The following is a 21,212-nucleotide window of genomic DNA, read 5'->3' on the forward strand; positions in this document are numbered from 1 at the left end:
AAAAGCGGAATCATGTGTCATCACCTTCATGATTTAGACCAACGAATAGACCTACCAGTATGATTCCAATGAGTACGACTCTATCACCGACTCCGAGTCCTAACGACCCTAAATACTCCCGGACTACATCTGCAAATAGGATGTAGCCAACCGTACTCAAAAATATCAGCACGATTGACGAATCGTCTTTTACTAATGACTTCATACATCATATAAATATAATATCCCCTATAAGTAGGACCTCAGGTGGTCAGTATTGGCGACCACGTTGGTCGTCCTGTTTGTACCCGAGAATAGCGACACCAGCGATAAGGATTACAGCTACGAGAGCTAGCCGTGTTGTTGACTCACTGAAGGGGAAACCGCTGCCAGCATCAGGTTCTGCATCAGGGTAGATATACGTGATATTCTTGGTGATTTTCGTATAGTTATCTTCCCAATCTTGCACGTCTTGCTTGAAGTCTTCTGCCGACCGCGTAGCGAAGGTCGTATCCTGAAGTGTCGTCTGGTTCACGGTTGTGTTATCGTCGATGTCACGCATCGCATCTATGACGAAAGTCTTGTTCAGCATTGTCTGCTGACTTGTACTGGCATCAATGACCCAGACGGTACCATTCAAATCGGAGACGTTGTATTCAATTCCCGTATCAATGGTTCCGTTGTACTGGTCGAACGTACCCGGGGTTGCGTAAAGACCACCGTCAATGGTGTCAGAAACGCCGTTGTCCTGTGTGAACGAGACCGTAAAGCCAGTGTCAATGTCCACAGCCATCCCACGGTCTTGTGCGGCAAGAAGGAGGTAAGCATAGTGGCCAGTTGACTGGTAGTCCGTGGCGTGATTCCGCATCCGGTATGCGGGTGACATAAATTCTTCAGCGGAAACTTCACCCGGCTCGTACTGCTCGAACGAATCAGCGAATGCCCCTACGTTGTCAATAGCTACCCGACGATTATCGTCAATGATGTCTAGCGTCCACTTGACGCGCTTAGCATCCATCGAATGCACAGTAGAACCATTAACAGACTCTGGACCCCGGACGTTTAGCTGACTAAGCTCAGTGTAGTGACTATCATAACTCGAACCTGTACTCCAGTTTTCAATAGTGGAGTAATCCCCATCGTAGTAAGTGTAGATGTAGTCGTTCTTGGGTTCATTATTGTGATAGTACGTATCAATAGATGCAACCTGCGTGACGTTGATGTCTGTCCCGTTGTATAGGGTAAACGTTCGGTCAGCGAAAGTCAGGTCATTATTAGGCGTCATGATTACGTCTGACGGAGACATCCCGTCCGTCCCGTTCGCAGTAGTCCACATTACTCGGGTCATTTCTGCCTGCGCGGTCTGTTCATGTGCGACTGATGCCTGCCAACCAGATGCCATATCGTTGACTGCGTTGTACGCTTCAGCTTTCGCTGCACCCACGTCCCCGCCGTTATCATTGTACGCTTGGATGAATTTCACAATACCTTCTTCAGTCTGCATCCCAGTCGTCAGGTTAGCGATGCTGGCTTTTTCCACCGTATAACGAGCGTATCGGTCGTGCATCGATTCTGATTGCACGTGCATCGAAAGCCAGATTTCTTCAACGGTCGCACCGTCAATCTGCCCATAATCACGCATACAGACTTCCTTGCCCGTTACAGGGCTAATTTCACAGTTGCTATCAGCAGATGCTGATGCTGTGCCGACCCCGGATATGGGGGTGACACCTGAGACTAGGATTAGTCCGGTAAGCAGTACGGCAACGATTTGGTTATTGTATCTCATAATATAATAATGGAATTAAGCTTGTCAATTATCTATTCGTCACCTCCGCCGAGAGCAACTGCTGCTGCAATGGAAACGAGTAGTACGATGACAGCAACGCTGGTACTTGACCCGGGCAGCGGCGTACCGCCAGTCCCACTATCATCTGCGGAATCTACAGTGACAGTTGCAGACGAACCGTTGACGACGATATCACCAGATTCGCTGTACCCATCGGCAGTGACTGTGTACGTGTAGTCCCCATCTGGAAGTGATGTGACTGCCGTACCATTGGCGTCAGTCGTGATGGTTGCCACGACCGTACCGTTGCCGTCAGTTATCTCAATGGTCGCATTCGAAACCGTAGTATCACCGTCGAAGACATCGAACGTCACATCGTAAGTGACGTTGGTAACCGTGATGGTGACCGTATCAGTGCTGGATGCACCATGTTCGTCAGTGACCGTCAGCGTGGCCGAGTACGTGCCAGTATTGGCGTAGCTGTGCGTTATAGTTGGTTCGCCAGATACGTTCGTACCGTCACCGAAATCCCAGTCATAGGTGAGATTATCTCCATCAGCGTCAGTTGATGCTGATGCGTCGAGCGTCACGTTGGCACCAACTGCGACAGTCTGGTTAGCACCGGCATCTGCCACGGGCGGTTGATTGGCCGTCGGGTCAGATGTCAGGTATGGGTCATACGTTGTCGTTCCAGACCCACTAATCATCGATTCGATTTCAGTCGTGTTTGTCGTTCCCCAGTAGTTGTTGGTCGCATCCAATGACGACGCAGAATCGTCCGTGCTGACACCAGTGGAGAACGAATTGTTCACGGCAGTGCCTGATATTCCGGTTCCGACGTACACGTCGAACATCCCTACATTGGCGAATTGGAATCCATCAACAGTCACACCAGTCGCATTAATCCCGATACCAAGGTCACCGGGTGCAGTTGCAGACGTGGATTGGGTTCCGTCAATAGTCGCACCCGGGGCACCTACGACAGACACGTTGGGCGTATTAACCACACCGACTGCCAGCAGCCCCATCATTCCATATGAGTCATCCACTGCACGGTACGTACCTTCCTTGACGTAGATTGTATCCCCGTCTGTGGCATTCTCGAGGGCAGCCTGAATCGTCGTATAGTCACCTGTGCCGTCATCATCAACAACGATGTCTGCGGTAGATTCGTCTACCGCTGCTGCAGTCCCTGCAAAACCCGCAAATACGGACATTAGGACTGCCAGCGCGAGGGTAATCGAAGTCAGCTTGGTTGTATTTCCTTTCATAGTAATCACCAAGATTATTCGCTAGCAATGATGAGGCCAGACCCGACGTGGGCAGTCATGTAGATGACCTGTCCGATTGTGTAATCCGTCACGAGCGAGGCGATGTCTGGAGACAGTGCAAACGCAAGCAGACCCACGACAACGATACCGATTGCCGATTTTTCTCCGTCGCTCATCTTTTCCACATCTTCACGTGATGTTTCGTTAGTGGCAACACCGATAATTAGCCCCAGTGCGGGGAGAATCATCGCAATACTAACTTCTGTAGCCTGTCCAGCAGTGTATACGACAGTTGCGAAGTCATATCCGAAGAACTGGATTACTGCGGCAGTAGACATTACTGCCGAACCCATAAACAGGGCGAGGATGGCAATAATATCCACCGTATCGATACTTCTGAAGTCACGATTCAACGTGTCTTTTGTTAGGTAATCAGACATTACAATCTAACTGACAATATTAACCCCCATAAGTGGGTTCTCACTAATGATTGTCATACAGGTTCACAAAAATCGGCGGAAAATAGAGGCTTAGTATATAAAAGACTCAAAATAAGCCGTATAGAAGGCAATTCTACAAAGAAGTCTACCTGAAAGGATGAATCACCTATGGGCTTAGGCGAACTGGCGAAGGTGCGTCTGTCCGAGGCTGATTAGAGCATCTTCAGGGTCTTCTCCAAGTGACTCTGCAACTTCTTGGAGCGCTTCTTCAAACTGGGGCGTTGTCATCCAGACAGTTCCCATGCGGTCACGACGCACAATAGAGATTGCACCTTCGTCCCGTAGGACTTGCAAGTGTCCTTGATGTTCTTCCTGCGTCATCGGCGTTTCCAGCAATCGCCATTCCGTTCCGGGTGCGGGGATAACCCCGTAGAGGTCGGCTATATGCGACCGCAAGTAGTTCTTGTTCACGCTCATTCGGAATCACCATCATCCCACGGCGGATTATCCGGGTCAATTGCCCAGTCTGGTTCGTCCGTGGATTCCATACAACCGACGTAGCGGGACGTGACTGGCGTGTCGTTGCGACCGTCGACGACACGACCTCCAGTTGCCCCGCAGAACAAGCACTCGTAGGCGTCCACATGATGCGCCCAGTGAGTCTCATAGCCAAGCTCATCTTCGGTTTCACACCACGAATTGTGGCCACAGTGGATGCATTCTACGTCGGCAAGTTCTCCTGCCCAGACACCTTCAGGAAGTTCTGAGAGGCGGTGGAGAACGGTCTGTGGAAGGTCAGTCATCGAAAATCACGGGCGTCAACCCACATGTCCGACGACAGCCACGCATCGGTGTCGTCAATCCCGATAATCAGTTTTAGTTCGTCACGGTCACGAAAGCCCCACGCTTCGACTGATTGCGACATTAGCAATCACGGGGGACCACCCCCTCCATCGCATCTAATGACCGCACTGTGCTGGTACCGATGAAGCACCCATCACCATCCAACAAGTCGAAGTGAACATAGCCGTCTTTGACGCCCCAAACCTGTGCAAGCCGTGCATCTGAGTACAAGATATACAACCCTGACGACACGTCCTGTATGCGGACGTAATCGCCTGATTTCAGTTCGGGAAGCGAATCGCCAGTCTGTGCGGCGTACTGTTCCGCTTTCCAGTCTGTTAGTTCTTGGAGTTCAGTTCCAGTTCGATACTTCGGTTCTGCATCTGCCTTTGATTGAGGCATATGATATATTATTGTCAGTTAGTACAAAGGTGTATCCCCGTCGTGGGAGGACTAGTCTGAACCTGCGTTGTTCCCGTGATAGTCTGGCACATCGATGTAGCCCCTGTCAGCGTCGCCACGTCGTACAGCTAGATTGTGTGATAGGATTTTGAGGTCTTTATCTATTGATTTAATCAGCGTTTGTTCACCCGGGTAAGGTGCCGCATCAGTATCATCAGCATCGTTGATATTGTCCAAATAATCCTTGAGTTCAGTTCGGATATCTTCAACCCAAGCAGTGTCTGCTTTAGCACGTCGTTGCCGCGCATTAGATTCTGCCAGAGCGGTTTCGCCATCATCGGGTAGCATACATATCAACCGGGGGATTCGCGCGTAATAAACACCATGTCGGATTTTTAACTCGTTGAGTACCACATGAGCTTATATTTCATCTGAACATAGGATATCCCGCCAATCGCACGACGACCCGGACCCCCATTATACTCCATAATGGAATCACACCGCAGGTCTATCATCAGGGATGCTGACCGCACCGCTGTATGGTGATTAAGCAACGCTCCTGATGATAATGAACAGAAATGCGCGGACCGGGATTTGAACCCGGGCCATGAGCTTGGAAGGCTCAGGTCCTACCACTAGACCATCCGCGCGCATTCCCCGGTTTTCGTTCCACGTTTAAGGCTCTTCCTTTTCCGGTCCGTCGCCCGCCCGCGATTGCTACCGTCGTCTGCGGACTATCGATCAAAAACGGCGTCTCTATTCGGCATCTGAACACGACTACGGCATCGACCCCGCACCAGCCACCGTTGCATAACAGTTCCCGCTCGAGATTTCCCACTCGAGCACCGAGAGGTCGCTCTCGGCCAGATCCGTTTCGAACTCGTCGGGCGCGTAGATGTGATAGAAGCGATCGACCGTCTCGCCACCGGGCAGGGTCCACTCGACCGTCGTGTCGAAACCTGCGGTCTCGTCGAACCGGTCGTGAGCGGTCGACCACGCACTGACGAGCGCACGGCCGTCGGAGGACAGCACCCGCGCGAGCTCGTCGAGACTGTCCCGGCGAGTGCGCCGGGTCGGCAGGTGATGCAGCGTCGCGACGTAGACCGCGACATCGACGATGTCGTCACCCAACGGCAGCGAGGCCGCGTCTCCCTGGACCAGTGCGACGTCGAAGTCGCGCTCGAGCGCGCGCTCGCGACCCGTCTCGAGTAACCCGCGGCTGACGTCGAGACCGATGACCGACTCGAAATCGGCCGCGAGCAGTTCGGCATGGCGGCAGTTCCCACAGCCGAGATCGAGGCCGACGCTGGGGGTTCCGCGCTCGGTCGCGTACGTCTCGACGAACGTCTCGACTTCGGGCCACGCATACTCCCGCGTGGATGCGAAGTGAGCTGCGATTCGGTCGTAGGTGTCGCGTACGTCTGCGCGACGGGCGCTTTCGTCGCCATCCTGTCGACGGGTTCGCTCACCATCCCGGTTCTGATCCCCGGCCATCGTCGGTTCTCGTCGGGGAACCCGCAAAAAGCGTTCGCAACCTTGCCGAGGAGACCACCGTAGTGTGTCAATCGCGGATCGATACGGTTGGTCACTGAGAATGCGAGTCCGTGACGGGGCTCGAGTAATTCGAGGGGTTTATCTATTCCCGACGGAAACTGTGAATTGCATACGAGGGCTCGTAGATCAGGGGTAGATCACTCCCTTGGCATGGGAGAGGCCCCGGGTTCAAATCCCGGCGAGTCCACTACAATTTCTCCGCCGTAACCAGGGTTCGACACCACAAGGGATGGACCCTGAAACAGTATAGTTCGTCACAGACGCGCTGAATCTCTCATCATTCCACGGATTCGAGCAGCCCCCTGTCTCGCTCGAGACGAGCGCCACGCTTCCAAGGGCGATCGGTGGGGAGCAGTTCATCGTGAGTATCGTCGCTGCAAGTGTCATCAGCCGTTTCGCTCGTGGCACCCGATGCGACACACGGATCGCCATGCTGCATCACTACTCGCTGGGCGAGACCGTAGCCGATCGGCGATTGTGACAACATCTCCGTAACCACGGACTATTAACGGGTCCATCCAGTATGTGTGGATATGGCTAACGTACGTGTCGCCGGAACAGGGGTGACGCCGTTCGGAGCTAGTCCCGAGCGGACCGGACGGGATCTCTTCGCCGAAGCGAGCATCGAGGCCTTCGAGGACAGCGATGTGCCTCGAGACGACGTCGAAGCCGTCTTCTACGGCAACTTCATGGGTGAGCTCGCAGAACACCAGGGCCATCAGGGGCCGCTAATGGCCGAAGCCGCGGGTGTACAGGCACCCGCGACGCGATTCGAGTCTGCATGTGCCTCGAGCGGCGCCGCGGTCCGTGAGGCGGTCACACGGATCCGTACCGGCGAGAACGATGTGCTCCTCGTCGGCGGCGCAGAGCGGATGACGAATCTCGGCACCGCGGGTGCGACGGAGGCACTTGCGATCGCCGCGGACGATCTCTGGGAGGTGCGTGCCGGGATGACCTTCCCCGGCGCGTACGCGCTGATGGCGCAAGCCTACTTCGACGCGTTCGGCGGTGATCGCGAGGATCTCGCGGCTATCGCGGTCAAGAACCACGAAAACGCACTCCCAAACGAGAACGCCCAGTACCAGCGCGCGATCGAGGTCGGCGACGTCCTCGAGGCCCCGCCGGTCTCGGAGCCGCTCGGCCTCTACGACGCCTGTCCGATCTCCGACGGCGCGTCCGCGCTCGTACTGACCAGCGAGGACTACGCCGAGGAACACGATCTCGAGACACCGGTCGCGATCACGGGCACTGGCCAAGGCGGCGATCGAATGGCGCTGCACGACCGCGAGCACCTCGCGCGCTCGCCAGCCGCCCGCGAGGCCGGCGCGGAGGCCTACGCTGACGCCGGCATCGATGCCAGTGATGTAGACATCGCAGAAGTCCACGACTGCTTTACGATCGCCGAAGTGCTGGCGCTCGAGGCGCTCGATCTCGAGCCGATCGGCGAGGGAATCTCGGCGGCCCGCGACGGGCGAACGACCGCCGACGGCGAGTTGCCGGTCAACCTCTCGGGCGGGCTGAAAGCCAAAGGGCACCCGGTCGGTGCGACCGGGGCGTCCCAGATCGCCGAGATCACGATGCTGCTGGCCGGCACCCATCCGAACAGCGACTACGTCGCGGACGCGACGACCGGCGTCGCCCACAACGCGGGTGGCACGGTCGCGAGTGCGTTGGTTCACGTCCTGGAGGTGGTCGCGTGAGCCGAGCGATCGCGATGACGCCAGCGCACGCGCTGGAGGTGGTCGCATGAACGATCCCGACGATGTCGCGGATGCTGGCTTTGACGAGTGGCTCGACGCCGCCGAAACCGGCGACGCCTACTGTCTCGAGTGTGCCAACGGCCACGGCTCACTGCCCCCACGGCGGGTCTGTCCCGATTGTGGGTCGACCGACCTCGAGGAGGTCGCCCTGCCAGACACCGGCGAGATCGAGACGTTCACCATCACGCACGTTCCGACGCCGGCGTTCGAGAAGGATGCCCCCTATGCAACGGCAATTGCGAACTTCGGTCCCGTTCGGATTACGGGCCAGGTCGTCGGCGTCGATCCCGCCGCCGTCGACACTGGACTCGAAGTCGCACTCGAGATTACGATCTCGGAGACGACCGGCGAGCGCATGATCGGATTCCGGCCGGTGTAGAGCCAACACGTCGTTTCTGACTGCTGGATACGGGTGCCGGTGGGTATTTCACCGGCGGGAAACCAACGCCGCTATGAACGTCAGGGCAGCTGTCAGGCAGAGCTTCGTCGCGGGACTGATCCTGATCGCGCCGCTCGTGGTGACGCTGTACGTGCTGCGATTCCTCGTCAACTGGACGTTACAGTTCGTCAACCCGCTCGTCCACGGGGCCGGGCTGGCCCAGTATACGGCCAACGTAGAAATCGTCGCCCAGCTTCTGGCTGTCACCATCATCGTCACGACGGTCGTCGTCCTCGGGTTTCTCGCCCAACTGAGCGCCGGCAGGCACCTGTTTGGGAACGTCGGCCGACTCGTCAACGTGGTGCCGCTGGTCAGTACGATCTACGGGAGCGTCCGTCAGGTCGCCAATGCGCTCGTCGAGCGGCGGACGGCCTACGAGAGCGTCGTTCTCGTCGAATATCCTCGCGAGGGCGTCTACATGATCGGCTTCGTCACGGGTGAAAGCCCCCCGGCAGTCACAGACGTGGCAGGACGGAACGTCTACAACGTCTTCATCCCGAACAGTCCGAACCCGACCGCCGGCCGACTGGTCTTACTGCCCGAGACACAGGTTCACGAAACCGACATGAGCGTTCGCCGTGGCATGCGCCTCGTGGTCACGACCGGGATGGGCGACGAACGAGAACCAGCGTCGCTGCCACCCCTTGCGAACGTCCCGCAGTAACCTACTCGTCGGTGTCGACAGCCAGCAGTTCCGCACGCAGATACTCGACGAACTTGTCGGGATGTTCGGCGTGGGGTAACTGCGTCGCGTAGTCGATGACGACCAGCTCGAGCGCGGCCGCCTCCGCGAGGTCGCGACCGTCCCGAAGCGGGACGAGGCCCGCATCGCGGCCCCAGACGAGCGTGGTCGGCGTCTCGAGGGCGGCCAGTTCCGTCGCGAGATCGAAGTCGGGATCGAGAGTGCCCGCAGCGAACGAGGCAGGAGCGTAGCGTGCGCCGGGCTGGTGGGCGCTGTCCCAGGCGTACTGGACCTCCTCGGGGTCGATCCGGTCAGCGTCGTAGTAGCCGTCACGGTTGTAGAAGTAGCGGATCGACGGTTTGCTCGCCAGGAGGTTATAGAGCGTCGTGCCGACGATCGGGGTCCGAAGCAGGGTGCGGACCCAGGGCCGCTCGGTCGCCGTCTCATCGGTCGGACAGATCAACACCAGCCGCTCGAAGTCGGTCTCGGCGGCGGCGTCGGCCGCGAACGATCCGGTCAGCGACGAGGCGACGACGATCGGTGTGTCGGTGACGTCGGCCGCGAAGTCGCGGACGAACTCGGCGTAAAGCGACGACGAGTAGACCAGCGGTGGCCGTTCTGAGCGACCGAAGCCGGGGAGGTCGACGGCGAAGACGTGGTAGTCTTCGGCCAGTTGCTCGACGATCGGTTCGAATTCGTGGCTGCTCGCACCCGCGTAGATCCCATGCAGTAAGAGCATGTCCGGATCGGTCGGATCGCCGGCGACGGTGTAGGTCGCCTCGATCCCCCGCCAGCGATAGGTGCGTTCGATGCCGACAAGCGGGTTTGCGAGGTCGCCGGCGCGCCGTGTTAGCAGGCGATTACCGAGGACGGCCCCACCGATAGTTCCGAGGGCTGCACCGAGGACTGTTCGGACTTTCATACGGACGTGTAGGAAGGCAACGGTCTTAGGCCTCGGGTTCGGGGACCAGTCTGCTGCAAAATCCGGTCCGGCCCTGACCGTCACCGGGCGTGGCCGAATCCCTGTGGGCGCTCGGCTCGAGCGTGAGACTACGCCTGGTCCGTGTCGTCCGCATCGGCAGCCATGTTCTCGACACAGGCCTCGACGGGTGCGAGCACGTCGGTCGCGATCGTGTAGGGATCGGTCTCGCCCTGCCGGACGGCTTCGGCGAGGTCGTCGATCCCGCCGCTGTCGGCGAGTTCGTCCTCGAGCAGCGCGTGGACGTCCTCGCGCAGCAGCGTTCGGATCTCCTCGGCGTAGCGCTGGCGGACCTTCTCGGCGTGGGCGCCGGACTCGACGAGGTAGGACCGGTGGTTCGCGAGTTCGTCGATGAAGGTATCGACGCCGGTTCCCTTCGTGGCGATCGTCTCGACGATCGGCGAGGTCCAGCTTTTATCTTCGCCCTCGGCACTGTCCTCGTCGGCATCTCCCCAGCCCGCACCATCGCCGTCCATCGCGTCGACGCCGTGGTGGCCACCGCCGCCGGCGAGGCCGCTTTCCTCGCCGAGGTGAACCATCTCACGTAGTTCCTGGACGGTTCGATCCGCGCCCTCACGGTCGGCTTTGTTGACGACGAAGACGTCGGCGATCTCTAAGATCCCTGCTTTTAGCGTCTGAATGTCGTCGCCCGAGCCCGGCGGGACGAGCACGGCGACGGTGTCGGCAGTCCGGACGATGTCGATCTCGTTTTGCCCGGCACCGACGGTCTCGATGATGATCTTGTCCTTGCCGAAGGCGTCCATCGCTTTGACGGCGTCAGCGGTCGCCGTCGAGAGCCCGCCGAGGGTGCCGCGGGCGCTCATCGACCGGACGAAGACATCCATGTCGCCGACGGTCGAGGCCATCCGGATGCGATCCCCGAGGACGGCCCCGCCGGTAAACGGCGAGGAGGGGTCGATCGCGATGACCCCGACCGTCTCGCCGCGCTCGCGGTAGGCCTCGGCGAGCTTGTCGACGAGCGTCGACTTACCTGCTCCCGGCGAGCCGGTAATACCGATCACGTCGGCGTTGCCCGTATGCGCGTAGAGTTCCGAGACGAGGTCTCGGTAGCCCGGCGAGCGGTTCTCGATCTTCGAGATGACCCGGGCGAGCGCGCGGTGTTCGCCGGCCAGCAGCGCCTCGAGTAACGATTCGTCGGCTTCGTCCATGGTCATCGCTGCGGCGCGTTTTCGCGGACGAACTCGATGGTTTCCTCGATCGAGGTCCCGGGACCGAAAATCGCCGCGACGCCGTCGTCTTTGAGTCCCTCGCGGTCTTCGTCGGGGATGACCCCGCCGGCGAGCACGAGCGTGTCGTCTTTGGCACCGTACTCTTCGAGGCCGTCCATGATATTCGGGACGAGCGTGTCGTGGGCTCCCGAGAGAATGGAGATGCCGAGGACGTCGACGTCCTCTTGCACGGCGGCCTGCACGATCTGGTCGGGCGATTTGTGCAGTCCGGAATAGATGACTTCGAAGCCAGCGTCACGGAACGCGCGTGCAATGACGTGTGCCCCGCGGTCGTGACCGTCGAGGCCGACTTTGGCGACGAGACACCGAATCGACTCCGCTTCCTGTTCGCTGCTCATACCACCCTCTTTCCGAGCCGACTGTTTGACTTTAACGGAAAATTGTTTCCATCGGCTGGTGCAGCGACGGAATTCTGACTCGAGCGCGATTCGGGGTTGACGGGTTGTTGACGGGCTGACTGTCATGTCTCCCAAAACTGGACCGAACCAAAGGCTAAAGAGCGAAACGACCGAACATTCCAGTAATGACTATCGTTCGTCTGCTGCGGAGGGATCTATCGTGGGCGTCGAAATAAAGGAAACCAGGGTGACCGACGCCGAGTTCGAGGAGATGAAAGGATTCGTCTTCGAATATCTCGCAGCCAGCGTCGAGAAAGAAGACGAAGGCGGACGGATGCGTTGGTACCCGTGGCACTCCGCCGAGTACCGCCACAACCACATCCTCAACGTGGTCGAGCTCGCGACGGAAATCGCCCAGAAAGAAGGCGCAGACGTCGACGTCACCCGCGTCGCCGCCCTCTTTCACGACGTCGCCAAACTCGAGACCGACCAGGAACTCCACGCCGAGGCCGGCGCTCGCGTCGCCCGCGAGTACCTCGAGTCCCACGGCGAGTATCCCGACTCGTTCATCCAGCAGGTGTGTCGCGCGATCGAACACCACTCCTATCAGGGCGATCTGACCGACCTCACACTCGAGACGCAGTGTCTCATCGAGGCCGACCTCCTCGATAAGGTCGGCGCGAACGGGACCGCCCTCATGCTGTTGCGGATGGGATACGAGGCCCGCACGCACATGGACAGCGACGAGATGGTCGAACGGGTCTTAGAGCGTGGCTACGACGCCGCTTCGCGCGTCCAGAGCGAGACCGCAGAGAGCATCGCCCATCAGCGCCTGAAACGCGTCAAGTGGTTCAGCGAGTGGCTCCAAGACGAGATCGCGGCGCTGGGCGAGTAACTGATCCGTCGAAGAGAGTGACTACTCGAGGCGAGGTTTTTCGAGACGGAAACATCCACAGCAGCGACTGGTGTCACGGTAGATAGGAGCGCGAGTTCGTTATTCAGAATCATGCCTGAAACTGAATCGGGCAGTTCAGTCACTACATGTGCGAACTGAACCTTCCCGAAGACACTTATAGTAAAAATTATTTGAAAAGTATATGAGACGGCGATCCCTTCTTTGTTCGGTAAGTGCGGCGGCAGCTAGCATCGCCGGTTGTTCTGCTATAGTATCCGTTAGAACTTTCTACTCAGACAGTGTTGCTAAACACAGTGGATCATCTCGACGAGATCTCTGTCGAGGAATTGCAAGATGCCCTTGACAACGTGGAGGGGAAAAAGCCGACAGAACGGCTCTTAGCAGCAATAGCATACAAGAACGGCGTCACGCAGACTGAACTAGCCGAGTGGTACGACGTTCAGCGACGGACAATCTATAGCTGGCTCACGCGACTCGACACCGACGAGTCGCTTGAGCAAGCCGTTACTGATGCTCATCGCTCTGGGAGAAAACGGAAGCTCTCAGAAAAAGAGCAAAAAGAATTCGAAGAAGCTGTCCACGAATCACCAGAGAATGTTGGGGTTGATGCGCCGGCGTGGACGCCGGCGCTCGTCCAGCAGTATCTTGACGAGACGTACGATGTCGAGTACTCAATCCCGAGCTGTCGGCGGTTGCTCAAAGAAGCGGGATTGAGCTATCAAAAGCCTCGCCGTACAGCCGCTGAGTCTGATGCTGATGAGCAAGAAACGTTCCGTGAGGAGCTCAAAAAAAGCGGCGGGAAATGGACGCCACAGTAGTCTGCATCGATCAAACCAAGAAATCCGTCCAAGTCGAGCCGCGTGCCGCGTGGTTTCCCCGCGGTACGCGGCCGTCCGTCGAGTTATCTGGACAACGTGACTGGACGTGTCTGCTAGGCGCGATCACCGAGGACGGTGATCGCTTTTTCTCTCGATTTGAAGAGTATGTTACCGCCGATCATGCAAAACATTTCATTCTCGCATTATGCAAAGAGTTCGAAGATGATCTAATTATTGTCCTGGATGGAGCACCATATTTTCGGGCGTCGGCCGTCACGGACCTAGCGGCCCGTGACGACCTCGCCTTCGTGACGTTGCCGGCGTACTCACCAGAGCTAAATCCTGTCGAAGAGTGCTGGAGACAACTACAAGCGGCACTCAGCAACCGTTTCTTTGGCTCACTCGACGATCTCACAACAGCAATTGACACTGCTATTGATCGAATTTCTGTACCAAATATGAGTAATTACTTCTAATGGTTACTATAGTTCTGATAATAAGGATGCACCCTCTGATAGCGAAAATGGAATATTAGGTGAACCTATTTGGGAGCATAGTGTCCCTGGTCAGAGCCTGATTCTATCAGATAACACGGTCTTCGGGCAAGAGGTTTCTCCGTCAGCAGATCAGCAGGAAGATCTATCGGATTTAGATATTAGTGGTGGTGTTTTTTCTCTTGATACAGAGACAGGAGAACATCAATGGACATACGGATCATCTAATTCTATGTCTCGAATTGCCCCACGAGCGGTGACTGATGCTGTTTATGTCACCAAATCAAGTGATGATGCCAGTTCTTGGACATCAGCTGTCGAATTCAATGGGACAGAACGCTGGTCCGGCATTGATGGATCTCTCACATATATCACTGATAATACCGCCTATCTTATAGAGGGATATTCACGAGGGGATCCAATAGTAAGGGCAATTGATACTTCCGATGGGAGTGAGATATGGAACGCTCCGGGGTCATCCATTGAACCTGAGACGGCCGCCACAAATACACCAGATACCGTTTATGTTGCTGGCGATCAACTCGTCGCACTTGATACCGCTGAGGGAAGTGTGCGGTGGCGCTATGAGCATGGGGATGCTGAAAGTGATATCCATGTAGTCTCTAACGGTACAGCATATGTCACCCTTGACCGCGAAGTGGTTGTTGCTGCTTCTGGTGGCGAAGAACTCTGGCGTGTTGAGTCATTATCTTGGCCAAATATTCATGCTCCTACAGATAGCGCGGTACTCGTTACAGATCAGAACCACACTCGTGCACTGGATGCCGTTACAGGAGAGCAACAATGGGTTCAACCGCTAGGTGGAGTCCAGGTCTTCAATAATAGTGATAGGGTGTATGTTAGTAAGAATGGGACATTTGGGAACCAATCTACCGTGTCCGCACTTGCAGTAGATGATGGAAGCGAGATATGGAGTATAGAAGTCGGTACTGAGGTGCCACGCGTTAAAGTGGACTTGGATATAATTGGGGAGGAAAATACTACAAATGAACATTCTATATTTATCCAAGTCGACGAACGAAAACTCAAAAAAGTGGATTCGGATGGAGATGTAGTTCAAACATGGGTTTCTGAGGAAGAGATATATGATTTTCTCGTTGATGACTTTCTTATCGTTTCAACGGACTCTGGCATTCATGCGCTAGATTCCTATTGAGTACTCACGCTGTACCGAACGCGAGCTTCGCGAGCGTCACCGTTAGACGATCCCGAGTCCCATCGCGAGAAAGAGCAGGCCGAAGCCAACGAGAACGACGGCACTGCCCGCAGCGACGACGGGTGCGAAGGCGTCGACACGGCGGCCCGCCGCGACCAGCGCCGCCGGATAGGCGACGATCCAGCACGCAATGCCGGCGAAAAAACCGACCAGCAGCGCCGGCGATCCCGTCTGGACGACCAGCGACCCCGCGAGCGCGCTCCCGACCGCCGGGGCGTGTGCAAGAACGTCGAGCGTCCCGGGCTCGAGCAAGCCGACGCCGACGGTGAGCCAGAAGCTGATCTGGTAGGGGTTGGTCAGCGAGAGCGCGAAGGTCTTGCGAAAGCCCGAGGCCGCGGTTTCGGCGGCGTCGGTAAACGACGTGGCGGCTCTGGCCTCGTCGATCGCGCCGACGGCGAAGTACAACATGAGACAGCCGCCGGCGACGTACAGCGCGGGGCGAAGCCCCGACAGGCGGTCGATGACGGCGACGACGCCGGCCAGCGTGAGCACGAAGAAAATCGCGTCCGCGAGCATGGCCCCGAGGCCGGCCCGGAAGCCGGCCGTCCAGCCGCGGACGACGCTCTCCTCGGCGATAATGGCGTTCATCGGCCCCGGTGGGGCTGCCAGCGCGAGTCCGAAGAGGATGCCAGCCAGTGCTGTAACGATGAGGGAGGTCACGCGTCTCGGTCGGCAGTGGGAGATACAGCGTCAAAAGCGCAGCGAACGCCGCGACCGGGTCGACAGTCCACTCGTGCGCGCTGGCTCGAGACCGATTCGACTCACAAACCAGTGACGGCTTAGTTGCTCGCGCCTCTATCAAGAGACATGAAGTACCGTCGGTTCCGATCGCGTCCGCTCCGGGTGGTGAGAACGCCATGAGACGCAGGGAAATCGTGGCTGGGCTCGGCAGTGTCGGCGCTCTGGCCGGTGCAGGTGGGCTGCTCCTCGGGGGCGTTCCCTCGTTCGGAGCCGACAGCGGACCGGGCAACGGCGACGATGGGTCGTACACCGTCGAAACGATCGACGCGCGCGGCAGCGAGGCCGGCACGCTTCCCGTTCCCACTGGCGACGTCATGGTCCTCGAGTTCTTCGTCACCGGCTGTGGCAACTGTCAGACCCAAATGCCAAAGATCGCAGAGGCGTACTCTCAGCTCGCCACAGACCATGGCGACGAGGTGACGTTTCTAGGGATTACCTTCCAATCCCCCGACAACAAGCCGCCGGCCGAACTCCGGGACTGGTGGCGCGCCCACGGCGGCAACTGGCCCGTCGGCTACGACCCGATGGGTGATATCGCTGCCAGCTACGGCTACTCCAGCTATCCGACGACTATCGTTACCGACGCGGACGGTGAGAAACACTGGGGGAAACTCGGCATCACGGAGCCGGACGTGATCGTCGATCACGTCGAATCCGTCCTCGAGACGAGCAGCGACGAGACGACGAATTCGTCTGTCAACGCCAATACTACCGAGCCGACAGCCGACTGAACGCCTGTCGGTTACCCGTCGCAGTGATCCGTTCCGAGTTAGCCCATCTTTCCCGCGAACTGGTGCAAGCCGCTATCGTTCTCCTGGCCCGTTCCCGAGCCCAGTGAGGAGGTCGGTGATCGACGCCGTCCACGACGACTGGTCGACACCGAACGCAGTGAGTCCGGTTTCGTCACCCAGACAGAGCCGGCCGCTCGCGGCGACGATCGACGACCGTTCGCCGACTGCGTCCGCCGTATCTTCCCACCATCGTGAGCCATCGGCAGTCGAGAGCGCGTGCAGCCGTCCATCGGCAGTTCCCAGACAGACGGTCTCACCGAGAACGACTGGTCCGGTCACCACTTGGCCGAGCGGTTCTCGCCAGCGTTCGCACCCAGTTGCCGCATCGACTGCGTAGGTACTGCCGTCCTCGCTGGCGATATAGGCCGTCCCGTCTGCGACCGCCGGCGATGCCGAGAGTGGGCCGCCAGTATCGAAACGGAACTGCCGTTCGCCGTCGGCGGTAGCCAGCGCACACAGCGTGTCGCCACCGCTCACGTAGACCCTTCCGTCCGCGACCGCCGGCGGGCCACGGATCGTCCCCTCGAGTTCGATACCTGCCTCCCAGCGCTGGTCCCCATCGACGGTCGCGAACGCGACGACGCGCTCATTACAGGTAACGTAGACGACACCGTCGGCGACGGCGAGCCCGGCGATTCGACCGTCGACACTCTCCGTCCAGACCGACTGGCCGGTCTCGGCGTCGATCGCGGTGAGTGCGTCGCCGCCCACGTAGACCGTCCCGTCGGCGACGATCGGCGGCGTTCGGACCGGATCGTCCAGCGCGTGTCGCCAGACGCGGTCGCCAGTGTCGGCCTCGAGCGCCGAGACCGCGGTGTCACCAGCAACGGTGACGATGTCGTCGACGACTGCAGGCGTCGTTTCGGTCGCGGTGTCCGGCTCAACGCGCCAGCGTTCGCTGCCGTCTTCGAGCGCCAGTGCGGCCACGCCGCTCCCGTCGGCGACGAAAACGGTCTCGCCGACCAGCGCCGGTGGGGACTCGATGTTGCCGGCCGTCTCGACGCGCCACTGGGCCGTCGGTCGGGTCCCGAGTTCGTCGCCCGCGACAACGGCGTTCGTCCTCGCCGGCCCCGCACCCGCCATCGGCCAGTCGCGATCGGCGTCGGCTTCGCTGTCGCGGACGTATTCGAGTCGCTCCGTTGCGGTCGTCGCCGCGCCAGCTACCCCAGGAACTGGATCGGCAGTGAGTGGCCGAACGGCCGGGAGCGCGTCGACGGCATCGACGGCGGCCAGGACTCGGAGGATGCTGGTCCGAACGCGGCCGTCGGGATCGGTGAGCCGAGGACGCAAGTCGGCTGTGAGCCGGTTGGTATCGTCCTCGAGCGCCGCCGTGAGTTCGGCGACGTCGGCCAGCGTAGCCCCAACCGTGGCTCGGACGTCGGCGTCGGCATCCGACAGCGCCCCGCGCAGGTCGTCGGTTACCGCGTCAAACCCGTCGGGATCGGCGTCGGCCATCGACGCCAGCGTTCGTCCGGCGGTGACACGCACGATCGAACTCTCGACGTCGAGGCCGGCCGCGATCTTCGAGATTCCCGTCTGGCGCAACTGCTCTGACCTTTCTGCGAGGACCGACAGCGAAAGGATGGCCAGTCCGGCGGCCCATGGCTCGTCGTCGAGTCGCCGCCCCATTTCGGAGAGCTGCGTGTCGAGTTCGTCAGTGTCGTTCGACGTCGTGGCACCGCTGATGAGCGAGAGAGCGGCATGTACCCGGTCGTCGGTCCGCTCGATCGCGTCATCCAGCGCAGCGCCGCTGTCCCGGCCCGTTGCTGCGAGGATTCCGAGCGCGAGCGCTGCGTATCCGCGGACGGCGTCGTCGTCGGTCGCGAGCAACGCGACGAGCCGATCGCGCGCGGCTGCCGCGTCGTCGGGGACGGCGGCCGCCAGCCGGGCGATTTCGCCGGCGATCGCTCGCCGGTCCGTCTCGGCTGCCTCGAGTTCATCACACAGCAATGCAGTGACCGACTGTCCGTCGGTCTCCGCGATAGCCGTCGCCAGCGCGCGCTCGAGCCCGCGTCGTTCGCGACCGTCCGCCGCTCGCAGCCGCTCGGAAAGCGGCGTCGCCGCGGCGATCAACTCGGGGTTCATCCGGGCGACATCTGCAAGCGCCGACGCGACGGCCGCCGCGCGTTCGTCGCCGGTCGACAGGACCGCCGTAAGCGCCTCGAGCGGCGTCGGTTCGGTTTCGACGTCGGCTTCGAGCAGTGTCTCGAGCGTGTCCAGCGCCGCAGCACGGACCGCCGGCGTCGGCTCGACGAGCAGGTCACAGACCGCACCGATGGCGGCCTCGGTCTCGACACCGCTCTCGAGGCCGACGACGGACAGCGCCTCGCAGGCGGTGACGCGACGCCGCTGCGCGTCGGCGTCGGTTTCCGCGACGGCGAGTGCGACCGTCGGCCGGCAGTCTTCGTCCGAATCGTCGGCGACCGCCGCGAGCGTCCGGCGGGCCGTCTCGCGGACGCTCTGGTCGTCGTCGTCGAGCGCGTCGAACAGCCCCGACAGCGCCGGTCGGGCCGCGTCGGGAGACATCGTCGCGATCCGCTCGAGTGCCAGTGCCGCGGTGTGGCGGACGTCAGCGTCGTCGTCCGATAATCGCTCGCCGAGCGCATCGACGGCCACGCGAGCCTCCTGGGGTGTTTCGGCGGCGACCGTGACTAGATCGCGGGCCGCCCCGAGCCGGACCGACGCGCGTTCGTGGTCGAGCCGTCGACACAGCGAGCGAACCGCCGGATGGAGATCGCCGGTCCACGACGTGGCGATCGCGGCCAGCCTGCTGGCAGCATAGCCGCGGATCCATTCGTCGTCGTCCTCGAGTCCCTCGAGCAGCTGCGAGACGTCGCCGTCGTCGCCGGCATCTTCGCGAGCGATCGCACCCAGCGCCGCGGCCGCGCGGTCGCGGACCGGCTCGTGTGAATCGACGAGGCGCTCGGCGAGTGCCGGCGCGATCGGGCGGACGGCGGCCGCGTCGGTCGTCGCGACGGCGGCGATCGCACGGACGGCCTCGAGTCGGATATCGTCGGCTTCGATTTCGAGGGCGCTGGCGAGGTCGGCGACGACGGGCGCAACGGCCGCGGGAGCCACGTCGGCCACGGCAGCGATGGTCGTCACGGCGTGGTCCCGAATCGGCGGGTCGTCGCGAGTCACGCGGCGGGCGAGGGGCTCGACGGCAGGGGCGACCGCGTCGGGCTGGGCTGTGGCGACCGTCGACAGCGTCGCGACCGCGTCGACCCGGACGGCCTCGAGGTCATCGTCGAGCCGATCGACGAGCGCGTCGACGGCCGGCACGACCGCGTCGGGGTCGTACGCGGCGACATCTCGAAGCGCGCCGACGGTTTCCGTGCTGACGGCGGCCTCGTCGTTGAGGCTCGCAGCCAGTGCGTCAACGATCTCGCTGACCGGTTCGGGACGGGCCGTCGCAATAGACGCGATCGCCGCCGCGGAATCGGCGCGGACGGACTCGCGCTCGTCGGTTAACCCGGCTGTGAGACCGTCGACAGACGATGCAACCGCCGTCGGCCGCTCGGTCGCGATCGCACGCAGCGCCCGTGTCGCGTGCTCCCGGACGGGTGGCTCGTCCTCGAGGCGGGCGATGAGGCTATCACGACCCTCGAGGACGGCGTCGGACTCGTGCTCGGCGACGGCCGCGAGGATCGCCGTTACGTTTTCCCGGACCGGGCTGGCGTCGTCGTCGATCGCCGCCTCGATGTCGTCGGTGATCGGGATGACGGCTTCGGGATCGGCCGCGGCGAGCGCGGCGAGCGCGTCCGTCACATGGACCCGGACGCGTCGCTCGTCATCGGTGACGGCAACTGCGAGTTCGGTCGCCGCGTCGACGATGGCCGCCGGGTCGTCGACCGCGATCGAAGCGAGCGCGTCGGCGATGTCCGTTCGAACCGCGGGCGAACCGTCGAGCCACTCGAGCAGCGCCGGCACGGAGTCCCGCATCGCTGCCGGATAATCTGACGCAACGGCCGACAGCGCCGCGGCTGCGTGGGCTCTGATCGACGGTTCGTCCTCGAGACAGTCGGTCAGCGACGCCACTGCCGATCGCACGTCCGCCGGCCGATCGGACGCCTCCTCGGCCAGCGTACCGGCTGCGTACTCCCGAACGTCCGGATCGTCCGCCGTCAGAAACGTCTCGAGTTGGTCGATACCGAGGGTGACTTCGAGCCCCTCGTCGGTCGTGATCTCGTTGTGGCGTGACATAGTCCGTCTCGTGACACGTGCGATCGCGAACGACGCGATCTGGTCGAGAACGATACGTATACACACACGCAGTTAATGGTACGCCCGGCACAGTCAGATCGACACGACGGTCGGCTGTGCCGTCTCGTCAGTCGACAGTGACTGTCTGGCAGTTCGACCGGCGGGTTGTGACAGCACTCGTGATGATCCCAGAGACGAGTCGGCGCTCCCGGCCCATCAGGTGCAGGCCGATCGCCCAACATCGCCCGCGACGATAGCTCTCGCCGAGGCGTTTTCAGACGGGATC

The 21,212-nt window shown here is 60.3% G+C and carries 19 protein-coding genes and 2 tRNA genes; 8 read left to right on the plus strand and 13 right to left on the minus strand.

All coding sequences use genetic code 11. The features are described 5' to 3' along the window. Window positions 1-250: 250 nt before the first annotated feature. From E2L06_RS04155 to E2L06_RS04190, 8 genes are all read right to left on the minus strand, one after another. A complete protein-coding gene (locus E2L06_RS04155; protein ID WP_138778883.1) occupies window positions 251-1,621 on the minus strand; it encodes a hypothetical protein in 1,371 nt (456 codons plus the stop codon). Between the two features lie 179 nt (window positions 1,622-1,800). Further along, window positions 1,801-3,039, minus strand: coding sequence for a PKD domain-containing protein (locus E2L06_RS04160; RefSeq protein WP_138778885.1), 1,239 nt, complete (start codon window positions 3,037-3,039; stop codon window positions 1,801-1,803). A gap of 14 nt (window positions 3,040-3,053) precedes the next feature. After that, window positions 3,054-3,479: a hypothetical protein gene (locus E2L06_RS04165; protein WP_138778887.1), complete on the minus strand. Its 426-nt coding sequence runs from the start codon at window positions 3,477-3,479 to the stop codon at window positions 3,054-3,056. A 174-nt stretch (window positions 3,480-3,653) separates the two neighbouring features. After that, window positions 3,654-3,956, minus strand: coding sequence for a hypothetical protein (locus tag E2L06_RS04170; RefSeq protein WP_138778890.1), 303 nt, complete (start codon window positions 3,954-3,956; stop codon window positions 3,654-3,656). Continuing rightward, the gene (locus tag E2L06_RS04175; protein ID WP_138778892.1) at window positions 3,953-4,282 is read right to left on the minus strand and encodes a hypothetical protein; all 330 of its coding nucleotides are present in this window, start codon (window positions 4,280-4,282) and stop codon (window positions 3,953-3,955) included. Before E2L06_RS04175 ends, E2L06_RS04170 begins: the two co-directional genes overlap by 4 nt. A gap of 493 nt (window positions 4,283-4,775) precedes the next feature. Beyond that, window positions 4,776-5,072, minus strand: a complete 297-nt coding sequence (locus tag E2L06_RS04180; protein WP_138778894.1) for a hypothetical protein — start codon at window positions 5,070-5,072, stop codon at window positions 4,776-4,778. A gap of 231 nt (window positions 5,073-5,303) precedes the next feature. Then, window positions 5,304-5,374: transfer RNA gene (locus tag E2L06_RS04185), tRNA-Gly, on the minus strand. A 127-nt stretch (window positions 5,375-5,501) separates the two neighbouring features. Beyond that, the gene (locus E2L06_RS04190; protein ID WP_138778896.1) at window positions 5,502-6,218 is read right to left on the minus strand and encodes a class I SAM-dependent methyltransferase; all 717 of its coding nucleotides are present in this window, start codon (window positions 6,216-6,218) and stop codon (window positions 5,502-5,504) included. A 175-nt stretch (window positions 6,219-6,393) separates the two neighbouring features. Between E2L06_RS04190 and E2L06_RS04195 the strand changes: the two genes are divergently transcribed. The 4 genes from E2L06_RS04195 (at window position 6,394) to E2L06_RS04210 (ending at window position 9,141) form a co-directional block, all read left to right on the plus strand. Further along, window positions 6,394-6,465: transfer RNA gene (locus tag E2L06_RS04195), tRNA-Ala, on the plus strand. A gap of 346 nt (window positions 6,466-6,811) precedes the next feature. Further along, entirely contained in the window at window positions 6,812-7,978 is a 1,167-nt protein-coding gene (locus E2L06_RS04200) for a beta-ketoacyl synthase N-terminal-like domain-containing protein (protein ID WP_138778897.1), read from the plus strand. Window positions 7,979-8,024: 46 nt separating this feature from the next. Continuing rightward, complete coding sequence (locus E2L06_RS04205; protein ID WP_138778899.1) at window positions 8,025-8,417, plus strand: Zn-ribbon domain-containing OB-fold protein; 393 nt, start codon at window positions 8,025-8,027, stop codon at window positions 8,415-8,417. Between the two features lie 73 nt (window positions 8,418-8,490). Beyond that, window positions 8,491-9,141, plus strand: a complete 651-nt coding sequence (locus E2L06_RS04210) for a DUF502 domain-containing protein (protein WP_138778901.1) — start codon at window positions 8,491-8,493, stop codon at window positions 9,139-9,141. A 1-nt stretch (window position 9,142) separates the two neighbouring features. On the opposite strand, the gene E2L06_RS04215 is transcribed toward E2L06_RS04210, so the two are convergent. The 3 genes from E2L06_RS04215 to E2L06_RS04225 form a co-directional block, all read right to left on the minus strand. Beyond that, window positions 9,143-10,081, minus strand: a complete 939-nt coding sequence (locus E2L06_RS04215; RefSeq protein WP_138778902.1) for an alpha/beta fold hydrolase — start codon at window positions 10,079-10,081, stop codon at window positions 9,143-9,145. 128 nt (window positions 10,082-10,209) lie between these two features. After that, entirely contained in the window at window positions 10,210-11,307 is a 1,098-nt protein-coding gene (gene meaB, locus E2L06_RS04220; protein WP_138782497.1) for a methylmalonyl Co-A mutase-associated GTPase MeaB, read from the minus strand. Window positions 11,308-11,309: 2 nt separating this feature from the next. Then, a complete protein-coding gene (locus E2L06_RS04225) occupies window positions 11,310-11,726 on the minus strand; it encodes a cobalamin B12-binding domain-containing protein (protein ID WP_138778903.1) in 417 nt (138 codons plus the stop codon). A gap of 220 nt (window positions 11,727-11,946) precedes the next feature. On the opposite strand from E2L06_RS04225, the gene E2L06_RS04230 reads away from it, so the two are divergent. The 3 genes from E2L06_RS04230 (at window position 11,947) to E2L06_RS04240 (ending at window position 15,131) form a co-directional block, all read left to right on the plus strand. After that, window positions 11,947-12,621 carry an HD domain-containing protein gene (locus E2L06_RS04230; protein WP_138778905.1) on the plus strand — a complete coding sequence of 225 codons (675 nt, stop codon included), beginning with the start codon at window positions 11,947-11,949 and terminating at the stop codon, window positions 12,619-12,621. Window positions 12,622-12,935: 314 nt separating this feature from the next. Further along, window positions 12,936-13,936 (plus strand): IS630 family transposase gene (locus E2L06_RS04235; protein WP_138778906.1). Its coding sequence is split into 2 segments (ribosomal slippage): window positions 12,936-13,428 and window positions 13,428-13,936, totalling 1,002 coding nucleotides; the frame shifts between segments, so codons are not numbered across the junction. Between the two features lie 274 nt (window positions 13,937-14,210). Further along, window positions 14,211-15,131: a PQQ-binding-like beta-propeller repeat protein gene (locus tag E2L06_RS04240; RefSeq protein ID WP_171052307.1), complete on the plus strand. Its 921-nt coding sequence runs from the start codon at window positions 14,211-14,213 to the stop codon at window positions 15,129-15,131. 42 nt (window positions 15,132-15,173) lie between these two features. Here the strand turns inward: E2L06_RS04240 and E2L06_RS04245 are convergent, their stop codons facing one another. After that, on the minus strand, window positions 15,174-15,851 hold the full coding sequence (locus tag E2L06_RS04245) for a LysE family translocator (RefSeq protein WP_138778910.1): 678 nt from the start codon (window positions 15,849-15,851) through the stop codon (window positions 15,174-15,176). Window positions 15,852-16,048: 197 nt separating this feature from the next. On the opposite strand from E2L06_RS04245, the gene E2L06_RS04250 reads away from it, so the two are divergent. Further along, complete coding sequence (locus E2L06_RS04250) at window positions 16,049-16,663, plus strand: TlpA disulfide reductase family protein (RefSeq protein ID WP_138778912.1); 615 nt, start codon at window positions 16,049-16,051, stop codon at window positions 16,661-16,663. A 72-nt stretch (window positions 16,664-16,735) separates the two neighbouring features. On the opposite strand, the gene E2L06_RS04255 is transcribed toward E2L06_RS04250, so the two are convergent. After that, window positions 16,736-20,926 carry a PQQ-binding-like beta-propeller repeat protein gene (locus E2L06_RS04255; protein WP_138778914.1) on the minus strand — a complete coding sequence of 1,397 codons (4,191 nt, stop codon included), beginning with the start codon at window positions 20,924-20,926 and terminating at the stop codon, window positions 16,736-16,738. Between the last annotated feature and the right edge of the window lie 286 nt (window positions 20,927-21,212).

The sequence above is a fragment of the Haloterrigena sp. H1 genome (assembly GCF_005938085.1).
In the GTDB taxonomy this organism is placed as follows: domain Archaea; phylum Halobacteriota; class Halobacteria; order Halobacteriales; family Natrialbaceae; genus Natrinema.